The sequence below is a fragment of the Paenibacillus camelliae genome (assembly GCF_023715345.1).
GTDB classification, from domain to species: Bacteria; Bacillota; Bacilli; order Paenibacillales; family Paenibacillaceae; genus Pristimantibacillus; species Pristimantibacillus camelliae.
In genome coordinates this window covers 19,739-38,118 of sequence record NZ_JAMBNY010000004.1, presented here as the reverse complement: position 1 = coordinate 38,118, position 18,380 = coordinate 19,739, and the positions used below count along the sequence as shown (strand labels likewise).

Here is an 18,380-nt window from a genome sequence, read left to right as displayed (position 1 = left end):
TAGCTCATTATCTTAGGTGGCGTCTGTGTTGGTTAGCTTCTTTTCATAAAAAACAATAGACATTCTATGATTGATTTCTTTTACTTCCCCTGTCTGCTGATATCCTAATTTCTCATATAAATAACAATTTCCTTTTTCCTGTGCTATGGTGTCTAGCTCCCATTTCCTTGCGTTATTATATTTCTCTTCGATTAAGGCAAATACTTGTTGTGCGATCCCTCTACCTTGATATTCGGGCAAAATAAAAATAGGACTTACTCGGTGCACTTGATTCTCTTTTCTAACGATCCGTATTGCTCCTACGTTAATATCCGATAGCCTTATAAGGTAATAATCCGTAAATGTTTGATTCAACCTATGTATGATTCTATTTAACGGTTCATTAGCAGGACTTGTTTCATAGTCAAGGTACTTATTTAACAATGGTAAAAATGCTCTTACTTGCATCTCGTGAATAATAGTTGCTTCATTCAGACCTGCTCTACATAGCGCTATATCCATCCGCTATTCACCTCTTATTCAGTGATTCTCAAATATCTAATCTGAATCTAATCATATCCCTGCATTGTATGCCGTTCTCATATATCTCTTCACTGTAGTTTCTTGCAAAAAAATCTTGATCAATTCCAACAATCCGAAAACCGCATTTCTGGTATAGTGCAATTTGGTTTACGCTCGAGTTTCCTGTACCAACTTCAATAGTTTTTGCCTGTTTCTCCTTGGCTTTTTCTATTGCACTTAAGACTAATTTCTTTCCAATCCCTAATCCTTGAAAATCCTCTCGAACTGCGACATTAGCAATTTCCATTGTCTCTGGTTTGGTTGTTAAGATGACAAAGACCCCTATCACTTCATCTCGAAAAGATGCGGTGTAGCAAATACCTCTCTTAATATAATTATCAACCATTTCTTTAGAAGGGTCCGCGAGTAGCAATAAATGATAAGGTATGCTCTGCCCTTCAGTTAATTCCTTTATGATTACTTCCATTGATCTTACTCCATTCAATATTCATTCGTCCGGTTCTTGCATTTACGAAAAGCCCCAACCTTAGATAGCTCTTATCTTAGGTTAGAGCTTTGATTGTCATTCTCTGAGCTTAATTCCTTAATTATACATCTGACTATTAGCTTGCGAAAGCCCTTATTCACTTAAATGTTTTTGAGAAACACTACTGTTATCTCAAACGCGTGCATCACGAGCCTGAAAGGCTTATGTCTTATAAAGTCCTTCTTTCTTCATCCATTGAGTTATGCAATATGATGTATATTAAGATCGATGTTGGTAACGTGATTAAAAATATTAATCGTATACTTAACGCGGAAATACCTAAAAAATCAGCAATTCCACCACAAATTCCAAATATGGATTTATGTCTCGCGGACTTTCTAAGTTTTTTCAATTATGAATGACCACCTTTCTGTTAGACGATGACCTTGATCTTCGAAAGACTAAAGTTTCTTAGATATTATTCCTATGCGAAAATCGTTTTCGTAGGTCAACATTCCGGGAATTACATGACTTTACTTGATCTGCTTATCTCTTATATTAGCTATTCAATATTGCTCAAATAACTCTTTAATTGATGATCTTCTATTAGCTCAATATTTCTTCTCGTTTTTGAGTACTCAACTATATGTTCTCTAATGTTAGGATATAGGATTATTGAATCTAGTTTATCTATCGGTATCCATCGTACTCCAACTTGATTGGGGTCTGGACTTTCGGGTAACTTTGCTATGAATCCATCCTGAATTTCACAGTCAAAAATAATATTTAGTACTGGGGTCTCAGAGTCATAATCTCCTGATTGCTTGTGGGGACAGTACTCATATAGAAACGCAATCTTCCCAATTTTGATTTCAACATTTGCTTCCTCTAACAATTCCCTCCTAAGCGTATCCGTAACCGACTCACCCTGTTCAACTCCACCACCAGGTAAATTGTAATGATATTGATTGTTCTCTTGATATTCAATTAAGAGAATATGTCCTTCATTCATAATAAGAGCAGTTGGTCTAATACGAATATGAGATGTCACAAATTCCCTCCTAAAATTTGCTCGGGCGGACTAATGCGCGCGTCTAAGCGACCATGGCAATAATACTGTTTTATCGGTTGTTGATGATTTCACGAGTCGCACCCTAGAGGGTTTTCCTATTCTTTTTGCTCGTGCATATGCTGATTATTTTTTAAGCCTCAAATTTTAAAGCTTCCAGCTTTCTTGCTCGTTCAGACGCTTTATGTAGGAATTCAATAGCTGTTAATTCCTTATAATCCCAATTCATAGCCTCTATCGCAATCGCACCCGAGTAATTTATGTTAGCAATCTTCTGCATAATTGTAGACCAATCAATCGTACCGTCAAAGGGTAACCCGTGTTGAGCATAACTTCCATTATTATCATGTAAATGTAGTGCCATCAGCCGAGAACTATACTTGGATAATAAATCAATTTCCGGATAATGGCGGTAGTGGTGTCCGGAGTCATAACAGAAACCTATACGCTGGGAATCCACCTGATCCAGCACATATGATAAATTGGATATGTTCCATAAATTCTCGAGTGCAACATTAACACCAAGTTGTTCAGCTTTTTCAGTGATTCTCTTGATTCTATCCAAACCGAGTGTGTTACATGGATTTTCCTCGTTAGGCAAGTGCAACACCATTGTTGGTATTTCGAATTCGGCACAATCCGCAATACATTGCAAATAGCAATCGGTAACCATTTCACCTTCTAGATTATCAAGCCAGAGGTTGTTTTCACTTTGGACAGGTGCATGGATATTTTCTATAAATAGACCGACCTCTCGCGCAATTTCCGGTCCTTTACGGTAATCGTTCTGGCCAAAACAGTCACGCTCAAAACCATTACTCCACCATAATAAAACCCCGTCAAATCCAGCATCTTTTATAAGTCGAAAGCGTTCCCTATTCGGCAACTGATAGCCAAACCAATCATAAATAGTAAGCATAAGCCATCCCTTTCTTATTTCTTCTAACCTTAAGAGTGTGCATATCCCCAACATAAAAATTCATTTTGACGAGCATTGCAATGAAGCGCTAAACCGATTCGAGCAAAACAGCCTTAGTCCGTTCGGACGCTCACCTTAGATAGCTTCTTTTCTCATGTTGGCGTCTCTATTGTTTAGTTGCTTCTCTGCTATTCATCATTCAACCAAGGAGCGTCATGCAGCACCTATTGCACGTTAGGAGATGTGAACGATTTCCTTGAATGACTTACGTCAGGGTTTATAGCTTTTAATAATAATGTCGGGCGGAAGTATTTTTGCCTTTTCGGCAGAATACCACTTATGTGGTTCACTATTATCGTTTTCTGGTATTCTTGTCTCTTCAATGACTTGATCAATAATAAAACCAGCCTTTATAAGTGCATTGAGATATGTGCTGATTTTCCGATTCGTCATAACAATCGGGACCTTTTTCCAAGACTCATGTTTTACTGGTTTTTCATCTAGGTAAGATCGGTACAACATCATCCTTCCATCTCGATACTCTAATGAACTATGTATTGGATGTTCCCAACTAAATACAAATACTCCTCCAGACTTCAATGAGTTAAAGATATTTTTTAATGTTTTTTCAAGATTTACAGTCCATCCAAGTGCATATATAGATATTGCACAATCAAAATACTCATTTGGTAAATCCGTAATATCTTCCATTGATGATTCAATAAATGTTATCGGAATATCAATATTCGAGGTCACTTTTTTTGCTGTTTCTATTTGTGTTGTCGAAAGATCAATACCATAGAGTTCTCTCGCCCCTCTGTTGGCTAGGTACTCTAGGGTGTGACCACTTCCACAACCAACTTCTAAGATTGTCTTCTCTCTAATTTCACCTAGCAAATTAAGTTCTTCTTCAGATGGTGAGTACACGCCATATATTAAAGAATCGAATGATTCTTCAAAAAAATGATGGGCAACTTTATTCCATCCATCCTTATTAATTTTTAATATGTCTTTCTCTTCTAACATTCCTTGATCCCTCCATTTAATCTACTGTTAATGTCTATGCACAAAGCACCACTTGTGACTAAATAGCATAGTGACGATGTACTACTGCGGTCACACCGTTGAAACTAATTCCTCTTCCTTAATCTCGATTAAATATTCCTTCATTACATAATCTCTGCCGCCATGATCTTCATACCATTTCTTAATCCGTTTAAGATGTTTAATATCACTTCTAACATTTCTTTCAATTTCCTGATACTTTTCATAGCTCTCATATTCCCAAATAGCAAATATTTCAGTGGTCGTATCCGAATGAGGAACCATCCATCTCCCCACTAATTTAGCTCCATATTTAATTTGATTAGGCAGGTTAGTCTCAATGAAATGTTTATTAAAAATATCTACAAACTCATTTTTTAAGATATAAAATTTTCTTCGATAAAACATAACGTCACATCCTTTATCTTCTTTCTTCGCTATTTTTCTTTCCTTATTACAACAGCCGCCCACCTTAGAGATGCGTCTGATCTAGGTGGGCGGCTGAATTAACTATAATCCTCGATTATCGATATTTTCCCATTACAAAAATGAAAAATCGATTTACCTTCTAAATTAACTCTTTCCCCCACTTTAAGTCCATTAGGTAAGTCGATTGCAAGTACTCCGATGTAATCAATTAGAACTTCGGCGACTTCACTAGAGAATGATATTTCCTTTATTTTCTGCTCTCTGGAAGTAAATAAAGTCTTAGATTGTTCTGCAACTTGTCGAAACTCACTGATTCCTCTAGTCTCAACATTAACTTTTCCGTTAGAATAGTTTCTAAAGATAACATCCCTATGTAGAAGTTGAATCATCCCCTCGACATCGAAAGAATTGTATGCCTTAACATACTCTTGAACCAGCTTTGTCATCGTATTTCTCATCATAAATTATCCTCCAACACTTTACTCTCATGCTATCTTCCGGAGTTACTGATACTATGTTTTATGGAATTAGGGGTGTTTGATATTCATTTATTTTATCAGCTACAATTGTATAAAATGCTGGTGCACCACTACTTAAAGGATGTGGCTCCTCTTCTAATTTTCTTAAAACCATGTTCTTATCTGCTAATGTAGATAGAATTTCACCCATCGTCCATTTTCTCAAAAGAACTTTTGGTTGGTCTTTACGTTCTTCTTCTGATAGGAAGTCTGAAAAAGCTATCTTCTCTTCTACCAGACTAGAATCGAAATAATTAGAGCCTTTGCTTGAAAAAGGGTGAAAATCCGTCAATATCAGTCGGCCATTGTTTCTTAGTAAGTTATTAACTAATTCAAATATGGGATTCAAGTTAGAAAAGTAATGTAAAATACCAAATTCCATTAGCACTAAATCATAATTACTAAGATTCATCTCAGCTGGTATATTTAGAACATCCGCCAAAACATAATTAAGTTTCACATTAGCATAACGAGCAACTTCTAGAGCATATCGTTGGTTCTCATTGGAAATATCAACAATCGTGACATCTGCGCCGAGCAGCGCCAATGGAATAGCCTTGCTTCCCGTTGAACCAAGAAGATTAATAATTTTCTTTCCATTTGGATCGCCGATATACTTTAACCATCTACGAAGCTTATGTGATCCATTGAGTTTTAAGTTTTCTGCTTGTACTTCAGGGTGTCCATAATGATTTGTCCATGCTTCATAAGCATTTGTATTCCATGCTATGCTATTAGTCGTCGTTTGTTTTTCTTGCATTAGACACCTCTTTCTAATTTGGAGTTTGGGTATTTGGTAACCTCCTGCATTAACGACAGACAACCGACTTAGATGAGATATTTCAAAGCACAGCACTCACTAATAAGTGACCTACAACGCTTTTCTAACTTTTATGTCGTTACTCTTTCCAAACTCATTTAATATACATTTTAGCTGTTCAATTTCTTTGTTATTTCGTAGCGAAATCATTACGTACTTTCTAAGTGTGCTTCTGTTCCTACGTTTGATATAAATAATCCAACTGTTGTAAATGATTTCTTCTACTTCTGACGACCTGATTTCATCGATCCCTATTAGTAATCTATTATTCTCAACGATCAACATTGTACTTTTGAATAATTCCCGAATACTAAATAAAGCTAAAGTAAGAAAAATCAGTAGGCTCATAATTTTTACTAGAATAGGAATTTCATAAAAAATAGACGTAGCATAAAAACTTAGCAGTACTAACATCATGCCTAGATTCAAATAAAGACTTTTGGTTGATAAGCTATTTGACAGAACAAATGAGTTGCTATTTCCTCTTAATTCATCCATTCACTCATCTTCTTTCATACAAGCTAGAGTTGAATTTCGTATCCTAATGACCGAGGTGCGAATCCGGAACATGTGTTATGTCGGCCAGACCTTCTATTAGTTCACTTAATAGAGCCATTATAGGTTTTGTATACGTATCAAATTTATTTTCATCATCTAGCGATACCCACTTAACTTCTAGAATATCTTCATTGTCCTTAATGGTTTTATCAAGTACTACTCTACCCCTTATCTTATTGATCAAATAAGTGTACTTCTCGTCTTCCACATGTATTAATTTCAGTTTTGTGACTTCAAGTCCTGTCTCTTCTTTGACTTCTCTAATACATGCTTCTTCAGGAGTTTCATTTTCTTCAATTCCTCCCCCTGGAAAATTCCAAACAATGTCTCCTCTTTGAACGTATTGACGAACCATTAAGATTTTATTGTTCTTTATGATCACTGCTTGAGATATCATACAGAACCTCTCCCTACTGTGTGTTAATCATTTTCTATTTAAGATAGGTACTTCTTTTTTATTTCTGTTATCTATTCATAACTAAAGCCGCTTCTCCAACTCGTATATAAATGTAGTCCTAATTTCTATGTTTTCTTTCAGCTCTTTTCTATAATTCTTGTCCAAAAACAAATTCAATATATTCTCATCCTTTAGGATTACTTTTAAGTATCGAGTATCTTTTTTTATTTCTTGCACCCATTCATGCTTTTTTGATTTAGTTAGATAAATTAACCTGGCTCTGATTTTCTTTACGGATAATATTGATTTGTCATAAATTGAACCAAATAATAATTCATGCAAACTATCTATTGGCTATTCATCCTCTCTTTAAAGGTTTTAATTGATATCTCCAAGATAGGTTGCAGTGTATGTACTTGTATTAAGCTTTTTAAGTTCATTAATCAAGTCTCTAGGATAAAAATTATTTCTTTCTAATTCATCTTTTTTAAGCCATTCTCCGAATCCTGCCCTCCTCCAGGCATAATAAATATAATGGCATTCTCCTCTTGTTTCTTTATCGTTAGAATCTCAGTGTGCCTCATACTAAATCCATCAAAATAATTACATTAGCAAAGCAACTTAAAATAACTAAAAATCCAAACAACGATACGACAATTACTGGTTCTATCCCCTGCTTAATAAAGTTTCTTTCTGCCTTTCCCCTAGTAACCAAATAATATAGAACCACCATAAATAATTGTCCCCACAGCACAGACGTATCCATCTTTGACGTTGAAAATAAATTTACAATCAACATCAAGATCGTAATGAACCCAATCGGAAATACGACATAGTCGAATTTTTTATGAATGAGCAGTGAAATAATTCTCATGGCGTTTGTTCCTCCTTAAATCTTTATCTAAATTTAATGAGAATCATTTGATTTTATCCTCTAAGTTCCTAATTCTCTTTTCTAACTTCCTATTTTTTAATTCAACTTCAACAAAGGCACCAATTGCTATAGATATCGCAATCAAAGATATGAGCCAATCCAATATTATTCCCCCATTCAAATTGAAAGAAAGTGAACATTAATCTTTACTTTTATTTAAAGTGATCTTATTTCTCCACATTTTGTATAACCCAAAGGCTAAAATTCCAAAAGCAACGAGGTCTATCATTATGGGGAATAACGTCCACCAACCAACAACTTCTCCAATCGTCATATTCATCGGAAGAGGCTTATTCCTGGTTGCAAGTGAATCAGTTAATTTTTTTAGTAACGGTATGTAAACGTAAGATGCGATCTTGTGCACAATTAGGATAAGAAAGAAGTAAAATCCTTCTTTAAATGAATTTTTTCTGCATAGTACAAGTCCAAAGATCAAAAAGGCGAGGTATAAAACAGTGATTAACATGCTTACTATGATTAACAACATGCAACTACACCTCCCTTTATTATCAATATTTTGTCGTAATTGTCGCTTTTCATTTGTATCCTCTAAAGTTAGCTAAGCTCGGATGAGTAAGTATATGCTTTGCGGCTATTTCTCATAACGTCTCGCATGAACAACAAACGCCCATCTTAGATAGCTCATATCTTAGGTGGGCGTGTGCATTAATGTGCTTGCTTGCATCTCTGCAAATACCGAGGAGTGCATGCTGCGAAGTGTTATTGTTGCGTTATACGATGAACTATGAGCGATTACCTCGAATTAAGCACAACGGCAGCCTCATGTTTTTAATCATCAAATAATCTTATGTCTTCTATTTACGGGGGTTACATCTAAGGTAGGCATCGGCTTCAAACTACAGCCTCTTGTGGTTGCGTTGCTTAATGAGTAATAACCAAATAATATGTTCTTCTTTTTAGGTTTTCAATAATGATAACAACCTTATTGGAGGTTTAACTTTGTTTATTTAATATTAACATATGTTTCCAGTTACTTGGTACCTTTAATTTTTTCTTCGCACTTTTCAAGTAAATCATTCGTATTCACTTCAACAAACTCGCCTTTGTGGACGCGAGGAACATTCTAAACATTTTGATCATATATATTCATTTGACCGAGTTCCATTATGTTATTAATGTTTTGTTCCTCCTATCCCTTAAATACATATACAAACCGATTAATAAAAATGGAATCGATACTAAAACATGAATACCTATTCGCTTAAAACCTGAAAGTATAATACCTTTAAAATTAGCTAATATGCTATATTGAACTTCTGTATTCCATACATTATTCTTATCGTCTAATTCAACATTGTACATACCGCTTTTTTCAATATTAAAACTATATAACGACTTGCCTTGAATCGTATGATCTGTAAACGTCATCGACTCGTCTTCTTTAGCTACAATCTCTAATTGATCCTCGACCGCAAATATTTTAATGTTGAGCGAATCAGGATTAATTTCTATTGTTCTTGTAAAATTAACAATCCCAAAATCCCTTTTGTTTGTGTCGTACTCATAAAACAAATTATACTCACCTTCTTGAAAATAAAAGGAATTTATTTCATTAGAAGTCAAACTCTTTTTGTCACTAAGAGGTGGATTTAAGAATAAATCGATCCCTTGCAAGACAAATCCAAGAATAAAAATTAATCCGGCAATTAAGAAAAAAATATACTTTTTTAATCGTCTCTTCATAGATTTCTCCTACCTGTTAGGCTGTCACCGCTTCTTTGATCTAACTTCACAACATTTTTTTGATAAATGCTGTTTTATCCCCTTTTTCAAAACCACATTCTTCATAAAATCTATTCGTTCCTTCCATTCTAGAGCTTGTCATTAACATAACTTTATAACAATTATGCTCTTGGGCGAGTTCAATTGATTTCTGAAGGACTAATCTTCCGTAACCTTGTTTTCTATAATCTGAATGAGTAACAACATTTTCAATTAACCCGTAAGACCTAGCTCCTCTTGTAAGATTTCTAACTAACACTAAAACACATGACGAAACTATCTTTCCATCACACTCAACAACAATGATCTTCATTAACGGGTCACTAATTATTTCATTCCAATGATTATGAATCTCGCTAATATTCAATTCTGGGTCATCCGGGTTTAGATGTTTATACAATGCTAGTAATTGATCTAATTCATTCGGTTTTATGACTCGAACAGATATATTCTTCATAAGAGCTCCCTCATTTTCTTGAGTCTATGTTTTATTTGCTCTAACTGCACCATAGATAAACCCAATAACGTAAATGAAAAACATTAAAATATATGACGTGATCAACACCTGGTTACTATCAATGACCTCTCCATATGCCATAACAATTTTTGTTGAAAACAATACTGTAAATTGACCATAACATTGTGAAACTATTGCTAAAAACATATTTCGTTTCGAATCATCCACAAGTAGGAATTGCCAAATGAAAAGTACAAATGAGATTGCCCATAAAATATTGCCTAAACAAAAGCTTAATAGCTTATTTAAGCTTAATTGTCCAAACTGTTTACCTACCCAAAACCAATATAAAACGAAACCAATACTTAAAAGCCAAATAATAAAAACATAGAAAGGCAAATAAACTACAATATAGTTGAGTAGCAACCCTAGAATAAACGGTAATAACTGCAAGATTATGAGTCTGTTGTTCTTCAATATTTCCAAATCATCAACTCCTGTTCATTAGCCGTTAGTCGAGCAGTTTTGTTGAACGCAGAAGAAGCGATGGATCGGATCCATCGCCGCACTCTCTTACCCGCAATCATTACTTTTTCTTTACAGGTATCCATATTTCACCCTGTGTATGCCCTTGCATTCCATAATACATTTCGAATTGAGGACCCTCAACCTGTTCATATCCAGATGTCGGAAACCATTCCGAATATATACGTTCCCATAGTTTTTGCAAATCACATTGTGGCTCAGGGAATATAGCCCAGGTTAACGCAGGGACAGAAAGCTGTGTAAATCTATCTGGAATTTCAAGTCCCTTTGGTAAGTGATAACAGACCATGTACTTGAACGATTCTCCCGTATGATCATATAAGGCAGCGTGCAACACAGTATTACCAAAGCGCCCCAGAAGCTCGTTCATTAGGTCTACACTGCCGTCTTCATCACATTGCTTACGAAACGCTGGAACTTTTATAAACGCTGTTTGCAAATTCTGACTAACAACACCATGAACGCCGAACATCTCAAATGTCCCTCTTTGCTCAATACGATAATCCATCTCGACATCTCCCTTTATAGAAATATGAAAGGACATCCGAGGATAGGCTTTTAAGGAAACACCTTTATCGCGCGCAGATATTGGCATGATTCCATGGAGATTCTTGAACGCCCGTGCGAATGCTTCTGGCGATTGGTATCCGTATTTCATGGATATATCGATAACCTTTGCTGCCGTTGTCTGCAGTTCAAATGCAGCCAATGTCAATCGTCGACGCCGGATATACTCGGATAACGAAATCCCCGTAATGAACGGAAACATTCGTTGAAAATGATACGTAGAGCAACAAGCGATTTTCGCTATGTCATCAATCGAAATGTGATCCGTCAAATTCGATTCGATATAATCCATAGCACTATTCATCCTCTCCAACCAATCCATCGTTCTCCCTCCCTTCGAGTTAAATACTACAGCAGTTAGAGATGACTTACCGTGCATTTCCTGCACGAAATTGTCAGTACCGTTGAGCTATGTTTCCCGTTAGCTTATCATTCTTCTACGCGTTGAGACGAATTGTTATTAGAGAGCTCGGTCTTCTTCGAAGTCATCCTATCCCATTTGTTTTTCTATTGTAATTCCATGTTCTTTCGCAAATTTCGATAAGTGCTCAGTTATTGACTTCAATTCTTCCGAATGAACAATACGAATAAATATAGCTTTTCTGAAAAGCATCTTTTCTGCCTGAGTCAACTCTATCTGTTTATGAGTAATCGTAATCTTTACTAAATTATCAGGATTAACCACGCTTGAACCTAAAGTGATTTGATCTCTATTGAATTTGAATAGCTTTACTGTACGTGACTCAAAAACGATCCCAACTAAAAATATTAATAAAAAAATTGATAACAATAATGAAAACCATTCACCTTGAAATGGTCCACTGAAGAAAATAGCTGTCAATACTACATTGAGTAACATCAATATGCACATTATTAATAAGCCTTTTGTAGAGATAAATGTTGATCTTACTTGATATTGCTTCATTGATTCCCTCCTATAGAAACTGATGCTGAGATGTCTTCTAACGGTCTCATATTAAAGAACCACGTCATCTTGAATCTAGTTTCTTCTTTGGCTAGTATCAATTCTGTTCTCCTATTTATTACATCTCTATTCGTCTTAAAAATTCTTGAATAGTAGGTTTATCCGGAGGGCTTATATTCTTAGGGATATTATTAATATTAAAAAACTTAATCTCATCTACTTCGCGATGATCTTTTTTTATGCTTCCATCAAATTCATTACATATATAGGCTGCAACTACGTTATAGACTTCATCACCGTGTGGATACTTGTAATAAAGGTCTTCACCAGAGAAAACATTCATTAATTCAAGACTTTTCGCTCTTAATCCCGTTTCTTCATAAAGCTCTCTTACAGCTACTTCTTCCATAGTTTCTCCTGGTTCTAACGAGCCTCCTGGAAGTCCCCACAAGCCGTTATCAGTTCTTTTTTCCAACAATAACGTACCATCACGTATTAAAAGTACACATGCACCGGCCATAATTATAGGTCTCGTTCCAACTATTTTTCGCAAATCCATAATATACCCCAATACAATCCCCTTCTTTCATATACTTTGATAATTGTTGCCCTTTCTAATGTTTTGCATTAACCGAGGACTGTATGCGAATATGCATTAGCGCTGAGTTATAGAATAATGATTACTTAGGTACATGCACTATCTCCATAACCTTACAACTTGTATTAATTGTTCTTCTCTGAAAGTCATTTTGTAAATATCAGGTTTTGTTGTTTGTTTGAAGAATTTATAATCGAATTGTGAATCAAAATAACCCATTAATGCAGTCATTATGATTCCATGAGTTCCAATCACCACTCTCTTCCCTTTGAATTGATCTAGCATTTTCATAAATACAGGTAGTGACCTAGCTAAAAGCTGCTTGTTTGACTCTCCACCAGGTAATGAAAAGTATTGATCGGAGATTATTCTTTCGATGGATACTGACAAATCATCATCAGAAAGATTATAGTCTTCTGAACAAAAATGATGTTCTCTTAAATCCTCAAAGATTTTTATTTCTAAACCAAGTATCTTTGTGATCGGCTCCACCGTTAACACTGCACGAGTATAAGGACTTGAAACGATCACATCTATTTCTTCACTTTGAAGTATTTCAGTTACGGTTGCTAAGTCCGAGTATCCTTTAGTAGTCAGACCTCTTGTACGTTCGTTCCCCTCTGTATACGGAGATTCCGCATGTCTCACCAAATATATATAGGTTTCCATATATCCTCCTTAAATTTATCCGCATTTTCTGGCTGCGATTGTAGAGAACGTCATTACATAACAAACTCGAAAGGCTTAAGTGGAGCGTATGCGAGACGGGTCGTATACTTGCCTTGTGGGGGCACTTGAATGTACTTATCTGCCAAAAGCAAGTTTTTTACTTCTCATTTTTTCTTCTTAAAAATTAAATAAGTAAAAAATACAATTCCTCCGAAACCTAATAACATATTCGCACTGAATATTATCCAAACTAAATTAATAATTGTATCACTTGGTCCATTTCCAACGGGCCCAACCTTTGGTTCAAAGAAATTGTTTAATTTCCAAAAACCATAAATAATTAATAGAAAGGATACTGTGAGACCCATGAGATATCTTAGTTTTATACTCCCCCGCCTCCTTATATGAACGATTGATGTTTCAGTACTCCCAAACAATTATTATGCTCGGCTAACTTCCACTTCCACTTCCATTACTCAAGATTATTTCTTCTCCATTATTAAACACCACTTTAAATGTATTTAAATCTAGCAAGAGGTGATTTAATTCCTTTTCTTCTAAGGTGCTTGTATCAACTATCATTTCTCCTTCTATTAACAATTCATTGCTCTTAGATAGAGTCTTTTCTACTGATATATTTATAGAATTACTTAACAATATATTTTCAAGTTTCTCGTTTAAGATCGGTTCAATACTTTTAATCTTAAAATTCTTATTACTAAGTGTGGAGAAATTTAAATTATAATTAAGAACCTCCATCTCGCTTGGAGCTGAAGAAATAGATGCTCCCAATCCACTAATATAAAATAATTGATGATCCTCTTTTTTTGGTATTATTAATGAAAACAATAGTACTAATCCAATTAAAAATAAAATCAAGCCTACTAGCTTTTTGTTCTTTAGTTGAATCATTAGATCAATCCTTTTTCTTATAATTTGATCTTTATTTTTGGTTTAATGTAAAGGTATTCGACGAGTATATCGACGATGCGTTAATGCGAGGTAACAAGGAATCAACTTCATTGATCATTCTTTGCTCCTGTATTAAAGCTTGCTACCTTTGTTACTCCAAAATACTTAAATTTAATATAAACGGTTTTAACATCGGTACTATTTTTTATTTGTAATCCATAACGTATTGGAATAGTTTTATTCCCGTTTTCTATTAATTCGCTCATTTCTTCAGTAGATAGCCTTGGTTTAATAGGTTCTGAAGTCAACTCTACATACGTTGTAAGATTATCATCTTCTATGTCTCCTGAGACCATTCTACCCGTATAGCTAATTCCCAAATTTGAATAAACTAGCTTCTCGTTTTCATTGATTCTAACCTCAATCAATTTAACATCTGTATATCCTTCATTAATAACCTCTAATACTATATGTTTGTGCTCATCGTTATAAAAATAAATGCCATAAGATTTTAGTGGATCGCTGTAAGCTACATATAAATATCCGGATAGAATAGTCACTAATGCAATCGTCAAAAGAGATAATTTGATCGATAACTTCCTTTTATTCATCGAAACACCGCCAATTTAATTATTGGACTCATTCGTTTAACGTTCTTGCATAATTGAACCTACGAATAGTAGGTTTCACATGAGTCTTCTTCCTGCCAAAAACATGACCAGTCGCACAGGAGCTTATGCGATGATCTGCTAATGCGGTGTTAGGTGAGGTTGCTGGCTCCCCGAATTTTCTATCAATCTTTCCTTAGTTTGACTAGTCTTAATAAACCATCACCCGCATGAGCTTCGTCCGTATCAAATTGTTCTATTAGAAACTCTGTATTACTAAGCTCATCTAATAATTGTTTCTCTGTAAACCAATGCACATAACCATCCCCTAATGGGAAGTTATCGCCTTGTTCTAAGCTCGTGAAATGTGATGCCGAACAACCTTGAAAATACTCATCCCGGGCTTCATCTATATATTCTTCTGGAACAATATTTTGAGTTATTAGCAATATACCTCCCGGCCTAAGAATTCTATATAAATTTTTGAGGTAATCATGTCTTAATTGACTTGTAGGTATGTAACATAAGAACTTAAAACCAACTATAAAGTCATATGTTTCACCATCAAATGGTAGCTCTATTCCCTTTGTAACAATAAAATTAATATCAAGATCTTTCTTCTTCGATATTTCACGTGCCTTAATAATAAGACTTTCACTAACATCTACTCCAATTACCTTATAGCCTTTCTCCGCTAAAAACATACTGATTCTCCCTGCTCCGCAACCAACATCTAATATAGTCCCATTTTCAAATAAATTATTTAATAAATATCGTTCTGCTTTTGTTGGTCCATCGGATACTTCAGTGAGATAATGTGAAATCTGATCAGGACGATTAAACCATCTCTTCACAAATTGAAGTAAAACTTCTTGCTCCTTTGAAATACTCATTTATTCAACACCGCCCGAGTATGTCTAATGTAATATTTTCGATGATTTCTCCAAACATGCTTGAATTAACGAACCCAAAAGGCTTAAGTGGAGCGTATAACTTCCTCGAATCAAACCATGAACTGCGGCACTCACGCTATTAATCAATTCCTAAGTACTCTTGTGTCTTTTGTTTATGAGATTAATATTAAAGTAGGTTTGAGCTTCAAAAGCAGCCCTCATTGTAGATGCATAATAAAAATTAAAAAAACATGTTCTTTTCAGGTTTTCAATGAATAGCGATAACAACCTTACTTCTCGAACATGCTGGGAGATCGATCTTTGATTATTATATTTTAACATATGTTTACATTTTTGGGTGGCGTTAATTATCATAACCTTTTGCTTTTCAAGTAAATTAATATTTTGGCTTGAAAGCAATACGCATAATAGTATTTTTCAATATTTATTAAGAATGCTTGTAAATGCACTATATTCTTCTTGTTCAAGAAAAATATTTATAAAGTAAATACCCTATAATTATTAGAATTAAAATTCCTGTGCCTTTCCAGCCCATTCCTCCAATTAAATCAGCAAAATTTCCTGATCCAGCCCTGTTTAATCCATCACCAAACGCTCCACTGGGATTGTTCTTTAATTCTTCTTGTCTTAAACGTTCTCTTTTTTCTTCAGGTGTCTCCTTTTGAAGCTCCATGTACCCACCTCCTGATAAAATTCAATACTTCTGCAACTAGATTCTCTCTCGTTGACTTCTGATCTGAAAGATTGCGACGAAACGTTAATGCTGTGTTATGTGGTGTCTCCGTATACTTGAGTTACTTTCTAGCACTTATAAGTTTTGTCTTACTGCTTTCTCAATTATAATTTCTAACTTCTTCTCTATATCAGCTTGGATAGCATAAAACTGATCATCTAGGTCTTCGAAATAGTCATTTAACTCATCATGATTCCATGTATCAATTATTTCATTTCGCTCATCTATATTCCGTGGAGGTTTCCCATTAGGGAACAGTTGACTCATCTGATTCAGTATTTTGATCGCATCAGTTGCATTTATCTTTTCGAGGTCTTCAATAGTCTCATCATAATCGTCAGCACCATGATTATAAAAGAAACTAATCAAGCCTCCTCCATTTACATCGCTAATTAATCCGTCCACTGTTACCCATATTCTTTCATGCTCTTCTAAACTAGATATACCTCTCTCATCAACCTTTTCCCAAAGCCTTTTCCAGGTTGTTTGTTTTAATTCTTTATCCATAATGATATACTCCTTACTACATGTTTTTGCTTTACCGAGATGACGCATTACGTTTGTATTCGCGACGTCCTGCCGATTTAAGACTCTGCCAGTTGCCGGCTGCACTTGCCGCAGTTATTCGGTGCGGATGAGTCCAACTGATTACGCTCGCGGAATTCCCTTCCGAATCGACTAACTTCTGTCGAACCGAGGGTGAATGCCCGTTGCATTAATATGGTATGCCTGATGTTACCCACTTCTCGAAGTACCCTCATATTCACTTGATACTATGTCTAATGCGACTATTATTCTTACCCATTTATCACTCTTAACAAATGGATTAGTATTATATTTTCTTATATCTCTTTGATTTTCTCTTGTAATCCCAGTATATTCTTGTGAAATTTCAATTATCCATTTATCTAGTAGTTCACTTAATTCACCCAACTTTTCTTTTTCGTTGTTTGATATCATTGAGATGTCATTGTGTTCAAAATATCCCGCAAAATCATTTGATACACTCGAAGTTTTGTTTTGTAGCTGTATGCCTTTGGCTAGATCAAAATTACCAATATAGTAATCAAGATCCTGTGAAATCCTCGAGATTGTATATAGTCTTTCGACTATTATTTCATTCGTAATAGAATCAGTGTGGTTGTTAAGTAAAGAAGTTATTTCATCCTTAAGAGTAAATATACTTCCAATAAGTGCATTGTGCTTGTTTGATATCTCTTGTGAGAGATACATTTCGTACTTTTTATTTTCTTGACTTTCTTTAAAGTACAAAATAGTAATACTTAAAAGTAATAACCCAACTATGCAATGCTTCCAATTGATTTTCATTTATTTAGCTCCTTGGGTAATGTCAGATAACGTTCTTGTGTTCAGTAGCCTGCGAATGTAAGGTTGTCACGTGAATTCACTTCTCTGCTAAAAGCATTACTGATGAACGAGGAGCTTATGCGACGATAAGTTAAGCTGTGTTAGCAGAAGTGGCAGCCTGCTTTGCGGTACTTACAAACTTTCTTTATTTGTTTCAAACTTAATTTTTTTCATTATTCCTTCTATAAATGGTTCCTTTGCTTTGGTATACCCTACCCGATCATGCTTATATTGCTGTTCTAATTCTTTCTTTAACTTACTATATTCTTCTTTTGCTTCTCTGTTGTTAATCAGATATTCTTTAAAAAACAAGTTATTATTCCAATGAACTCCTTCAAATTCGTAAATATGCAAATGATGGGTTCCCGCACGCCATTCTCCTTTTCGAAAAAATCTCCTATGTGGGAAATTAGCGTGTTCAACATACTCATATCCAATAATATATAATCCTTCTTTGTAAACATCTGTTACATCCTCTAGTGACTTTACCCCAACCATGATATCTATTATAGGCTTTGCAGATAACCCTGGGATGGATGTGCTACCTATATGTTCGATTCCAATTAAAATGCCGTTGAGCTCTTTAATAATCTTTTCTCTTTCTGTTTCATATTCCTTTTTCCATAATGGATTATAATCAGATACAGTTACTATTTCCATTTGG

Annotated in this window: 27 protein-coding genes; all 27 read right to left on the bottom strand. The window is 34.9% G+C overall.

The features are described from left to right. Positions 1-12 precede the first annotated feature (12 nt). Positions 13-501 carry a GNAT family N-acetyltransferase gene (locus M3180_RS09450; protein WP_251667151.1) on the bottom strand — a complete coding sequence of 163 codons (489 nt, stop codon included), beginning with the start codon at positions 499-501 and terminating at the stop codon, positions 13-15. A 28-nt stretch (positions 502-529) separates the two neighbouring features. Next, positions 530-988, bottom strand: coding sequence for a GNAT family N-acetyltransferase (locus M3180_RS09445; RefSeq protein WP_251667150.1), 459 nt, complete (start codon positions 986-988; stop codon positions 530-532). 229 nt (positions 989-1,217) lie between these two features. Next, a complete protein-coding gene (locus M3180_RS09440; RefSeq protein ID WP_251667149.1) occupies positions 1,218-1,400 on the bottom strand; it encodes a PspC domain-containing protein in 183 nt (60 codons plus the stop codon). Between the two features lie 150 nt (positions 1,401-1,550). Then, positions 1,551-2,039 (bottom strand): NUDIX domain-containing protein, encoded by a 489-nt coding sequence (locus tag M3180_RS09435; RefSeq protein WP_251667148.1) that lies wholly within the window; start codon positions 2,037-2,039, stop codon positions 1,551-1,553. Positions 2,040-2,190: 151 nt separating this feature from the next. Further along, positions 2,191-2,976: a sugar phosphate isomerase/epimerase family protein gene (locus M3180_RS09430; protein WP_251667147.1), complete on the bottom strand. Its 786-nt coding sequence runs from the start codon at positions 2,974-2,976 to the stop codon at positions 2,191-2,193. 270 nt (positions 2,977-3,246) lie between these two features. Continuing rightward, positions 3,247-4,002 carry a class I SAM-dependent methyltransferase gene (locus M3180_RS09425; protein ID WP_251667146.1) on the bottom strand — a complete coding sequence of 252 codons (756 nt, stop codon included), beginning with the start codon at positions 4,000-4,002 and terminating at the stop codon, positions 3,247-3,249. A 90-nt stretch (positions 4,003-4,092) separates the two neighbouring features. Further along, entirely contained in the window at positions 4,093-4,428 is a 336-nt protein-coding gene (locus M3180_RS09420; protein ID WP_251667145.1) for an NIPSNAP family protein, read from the bottom strand. 98 nt (positions 4,429-4,526) lie between these two features. After that, positions 4,527-4,910 carry a nuclear transport factor 2 family protein gene (locus tag M3180_RS09415; protein WP_251667144.1) on the bottom strand — a complete coding sequence of 128 codons (384 nt, stop codon included), beginning with the start codon at positions 4,908-4,910 and terminating at the stop codon, positions 4,527-4,529. Between the two features lie 58 nt (positions 4,911-4,968). Continuing rightward, positions 4,969-5,727, bottom strand: coding sequence for a class I SAM-dependent methyltransferase (locus tag M3180_RS09410; protein ID WP_251667143.1), 759 nt, complete (start codon positions 5,725-5,727; stop codon positions 4,969-4,971). Between the two features lie 111 nt (positions 5,728-5,838). After that, positions 5,839-6,285 (bottom strand): hypothetical protein, encoded by a 447-nt coding sequence (locus M3180_RS09405; RefSeq protein WP_251667142.1) that lies wholly within the window; start codon positions 6,283-6,285, stop codon positions 5,839-5,841. Between the two features lie 43 nt (positions 6,286-6,328). Continuing rightward, positions 6,329-6,742, bottom strand: a complete 414-nt coding sequence (locus M3180_RS09400; protein WP_251667141.1) for an NUDIX hydrolase — start codon at positions 6,740-6,742, stop codon at positions 6,329-6,331. Between the two features lie 580 nt (positions 6,743-7,322). Further along, positions 7,323-7,616 (bottom strand): hypothetical protein, encoded by a 294-nt coding sequence (locus M3180_RS09395; protein WP_251667140.1) that lies wholly within the window; start codon positions 7,614-7,616, stop codon positions 7,323-7,325. A gap of 199 nt (positions 7,617-7,815) precedes the next feature. Then, entirely contained in the window at positions 7,816-8,163 is a 348-nt protein-coding gene (locus M3180_RS09390) for a hypothetical protein (RefSeq protein WP_251667139.1), read from the bottom strand. 638 nt (positions 8,164-8,801) lie between these two features. Then, positions 8,802-9,380, bottom strand: a complete 579-nt coding sequence (locus M3180_RS09385; protein WP_251667138.1) for a hypothetical protein — start codon at positions 9,378-9,380, stop codon at positions 8,802-8,804. 46 nt (positions 9,381-9,426) lie between these two features. Continuing rightward, entirely contained in the window at positions 9,427-9,876 is a 450-nt protein-coding gene (locus tag M3180_RS09380; protein ID WP_251667137.1) for a GNAT family N-acetyltransferase, read from the bottom strand. A gap of 24 nt (positions 9,877-9,900) precedes the next feature. After that, positions 9,901-10,362, bottom strand: coding sequence for a hypothetical protein (locus M3180_RS09375; RefSeq protein ID WP_251667136.1), 462 nt, complete (start codon positions 10,360-10,362; stop codon positions 9,901-9,903). A gap of 100 nt (positions 10,363-10,462) precedes the next feature. Next, positions 10,463-11,311: an AraC family transcriptional regulator gene (locus tag M3180_RS09370; protein WP_251667135.1), complete on the bottom strand. Its 849-nt coding sequence runs from the start codon at positions 11,309-11,311 to the stop codon at positions 10,463-10,465. 168 nt (positions 11,312-11,479) lie between these two features. After that, complete coding sequence (locus M3180_RS09365; RefSeq protein ID WP_251667134.1) at positions 11,480-11,914, bottom strand: hypothetical protein; 435 nt, start codon at positions 11,912-11,914, stop codon at positions 11,480-11,482. Positions 11,915-12,032: 118 nt separating this feature from the next. Then, positions 12,033-12,485, bottom strand: a complete 453-nt coding sequence (locus tag M3180_RS09360) for an NUDIX hydrolase (protein WP_251667133.1) — start codon at positions 12,483-12,485, stop codon at positions 12,033-12,035. Positions 12,486-12,611: 126 nt separating this feature from the next. Continuing rightward, complete coding sequence (locus M3180_RS09355) at positions 12,612-13,181, bottom strand: histidine phosphatase family protein (protein ID WP_251667132.1); 570 nt, start codon at positions 13,179-13,181, stop codon at positions 12,612-12,614. A 450-nt stretch (positions 13,182-13,631) separates the two neighbouring features. Further along, on the bottom strand, positions 13,632-14,093 hold the full coding sequence (locus tag M3180_RS09350) for a hypothetical protein (RefSeq protein WP_251667131.1): 462 nt from the start codon (positions 14,091-14,093) through the stop codon (positions 13,632-13,634). 107 nt (positions 14,094-14,200) lie between these two features. Continuing rightward, positions 14,201-14,704: a hypothetical protein gene (locus tag M3180_RS09345; protein ID WP_251667130.1), complete on the bottom strand. Its 504-nt coding sequence runs from the start codon at positions 14,702-14,704 to the stop codon at positions 14,201-14,203. A 182-nt stretch (positions 14,705-14,886) separates the two neighbouring features. Next, positions 14,887-15,594, bottom strand: coding sequence for a class I SAM-dependent methyltransferase (locus tag M3180_RS09340; RefSeq protein WP_251667129.1), 708 nt, complete (start codon positions 15,592-15,594; stop codon positions 14,887-14,889). Positions 15,595-16,078: 484 nt separating this feature from the next. Next, entirely contained in the window at positions 16,079-16,288 is a 210-nt protein-coding gene (locus M3180_RS09335) for a DUF6366 family protein (protein WP_251667128.1), read from the bottom strand. A gap of 135 nt (positions 16,289-16,423) precedes the next feature. Further along, positions 16,424-16,855, bottom strand: a complete 432-nt coding sequence (locus tag M3180_RS09330) for a DMP19 family protein (protein WP_251667127.1) — start codon at positions 16,853-16,855, stop codon at positions 16,424-16,426. Between the two features lie 228 nt (positions 16,856-17,083). Further along, positions 17,084-17,677, bottom strand: a complete 594-nt coding sequence (locus M3180_RS09325; RefSeq protein ID WP_251667126.1) for a hypothetical protein — start codon at positions 17,675-17,677, stop codon at positions 17,084-17,086. Between the two features lie 171 nt (positions 17,678-17,848). Beyond that, the gene (locus M3180_RS09320) at positions 17,849-18,376 is read right to left on the bottom strand and encodes a GrpB family protein (protein ID WP_251667125.1); all 528 of its coding nucleotides are present in this window, start codon (positions 18,374-18,376) and stop codon (positions 17,849-17,851) included. Positions 18,377-18,380: the final 4 nt, after the last annotated feature.

What these genes read in the sequence shown, in the direction of transcription:
- M3180_RS09340 (WP_251667129.1), bottom strand. Translation starts at nt 15,594, where the DNA reads ATGAGTATTTCAAAGGAGCAAGAAGTTTTACTTCAATTTGTGAAGAGA.
- M3180_RS09330 (WP_251667127.1), bottom strand. Translation starts at nt 16,855, where the DNA reads ATGGATAAAGAATTAAAACAAACAACCTGGAAAAGGCTTTGGGAAAAG.
- M3180_RS09345 (WP_251667130.1), bottom strand. Translation starts at nt 14,704, where the DNA reads ATGAATAAAAGGAAGTTATCGATCAAATTATCTCTTTTGACGATTGCA.
- M3180_RS09445 (WP_251667150.1), bottom strand. Translation starts at nt 988, where the DNA reads ATGGAAGTAATCATAAAGGAATTAACTGAAGGGCAGAGCATACCTTAT.
- M3180_RS09450 (WP_251667151.1), bottom strand. Translation starts at nt 501, where the DNA reads ATGGATATAGCGCTATGTAGAGCAGGTCTGAATGAAGCAACTATTATT.
- M3180_RS09430 (WP_251667147.1), bottom strand. Translation starts at nt 2,976, where the DNA reads ATGCTTACTATTTATGATTGGTTTGGCTATCAGTTGCCGAATAGGGAA.
- M3180_RS09355 (WP_251667132.1), bottom strand. Translation starts at nt 13,181, where the DNA reads ATGGAAACCTATATATATTTGGTGAGACATGCGGAATCTCCGTATACA.
- M3180_RS09325 (WP_251667126.1), bottom strand. Translation starts at nt 17,677, where the DNA reads ATGAAAATCAATTGGAAGCATTGCATAGTTGGGTTATTACTTTTAAGT.
- M3180_RS09415 (WP_251667144.1), bottom strand. Translation starts at nt 4,910, where the DNA reads ATGATGAGAAATACGATGACAAAGCTGGTTCAAGAGTATGTTAAGGCA.
- M3180_RS09390 (WP_251667139.1), bottom strand. Translation starts at nt 8,163, where the DNA reads ATGTTGTTAATCATAGTAAGCATGTTAATCACTGTTTTATACCTCGCC.
- M3180_RS09365 (WP_251667134.1), bottom strand. Translation starts at nt 11,914, where the DNA reads ATGAAGCAATATCAAGTAAGATCAACATTTATCTCTACAAAAGGCTTA.
- M3180_RS09405 (WP_251667142.1), bottom strand. Translation starts at nt 6,285, where the DNA reads ATGGATGAATTAAGAGGAAATAGCAACTCATTTGTTCTGTCAAATAGC.
- M3180_RS09410 (WP_251667143.1), bottom strand. Translation starts at nt 5,727, where the DNA reads ATGCAAGAAAAACAAACGACGACTAATAGCATAGCATGGAATACAAAT.
- M3180_RS09350 (WP_251667131.1), bottom strand. Translation starts at nt 14,093, where the DNA reads ATGATTCAACTAAAGAACAAAAAGCTAGTAGGCTTGATTTTATTTTTA.
- M3180_RS09400 (WP_251667141.1), bottom strand. Translation starts at nt 6,742, where the DNA reads ATGATATCTCAAGCAGTGATCATAAAGAACAATAAAATCTTAATGGTT.
- M3180_RS09425 (WP_251667146.1), bottom strand. Translation starts at nt 4,002, where the DNA reads ATGTTAGAAGAGAAAGACATATTAAAAATTAATAAGGATGGATGGAAT.
- M3180_RS09370 (WP_251667135.1), bottom strand. Translation starts at nt 11,311, where the DNA reads ATGGATTGGTTGGAGAGGATGAATAGTGCTATGGATTATATCGAATCG.
- M3180_RS09335 (WP_251667128.1), bottom strand. Translation starts at nt 16,288, where the DNA reads ATGGAGCTTCAAAAGGAGACACCTGAAGAAAAAAGAGAACGTTTAAGA.
- M3180_RS09385 (WP_251667138.1), bottom strand. Translation starts at nt 9,380, where the DNA reads ATGAAGAGACGATTAAAAAAGTATATTTTTTTCTTAATTGCCGGATTA.
- M3180_RS09380 (WP_251667137.1), bottom strand. Translation starts at nt 9,876, where the DNA reads ATGAAGAATATATCTGTTCGAGTCATAAAACCGAATGAATTAGATCAA.
- M3180_RS09320 (WP_251667125.1), bottom strand. Translation starts at nt 18,376, where the DNA reads ATGGAAATAGTAACTGTATCTGATTATAATCCATTATGGAAAAAGGAA.
- M3180_RS09420 (WP_251667145.1), bottom strand. Translation starts at nt 4,428, where the DNA reads ATGTTTTATCGAAGAAAATTTTATATCTTAAAAAATGAGTTTGTAGAT.
- M3180_RS09395 (WP_251667140.1), bottom strand. Translation starts at nt 7,616, where the DNA reads ATGAGAATTATTTCACTGCTCATTCATAAAAAATTCGACTATGTCGTA.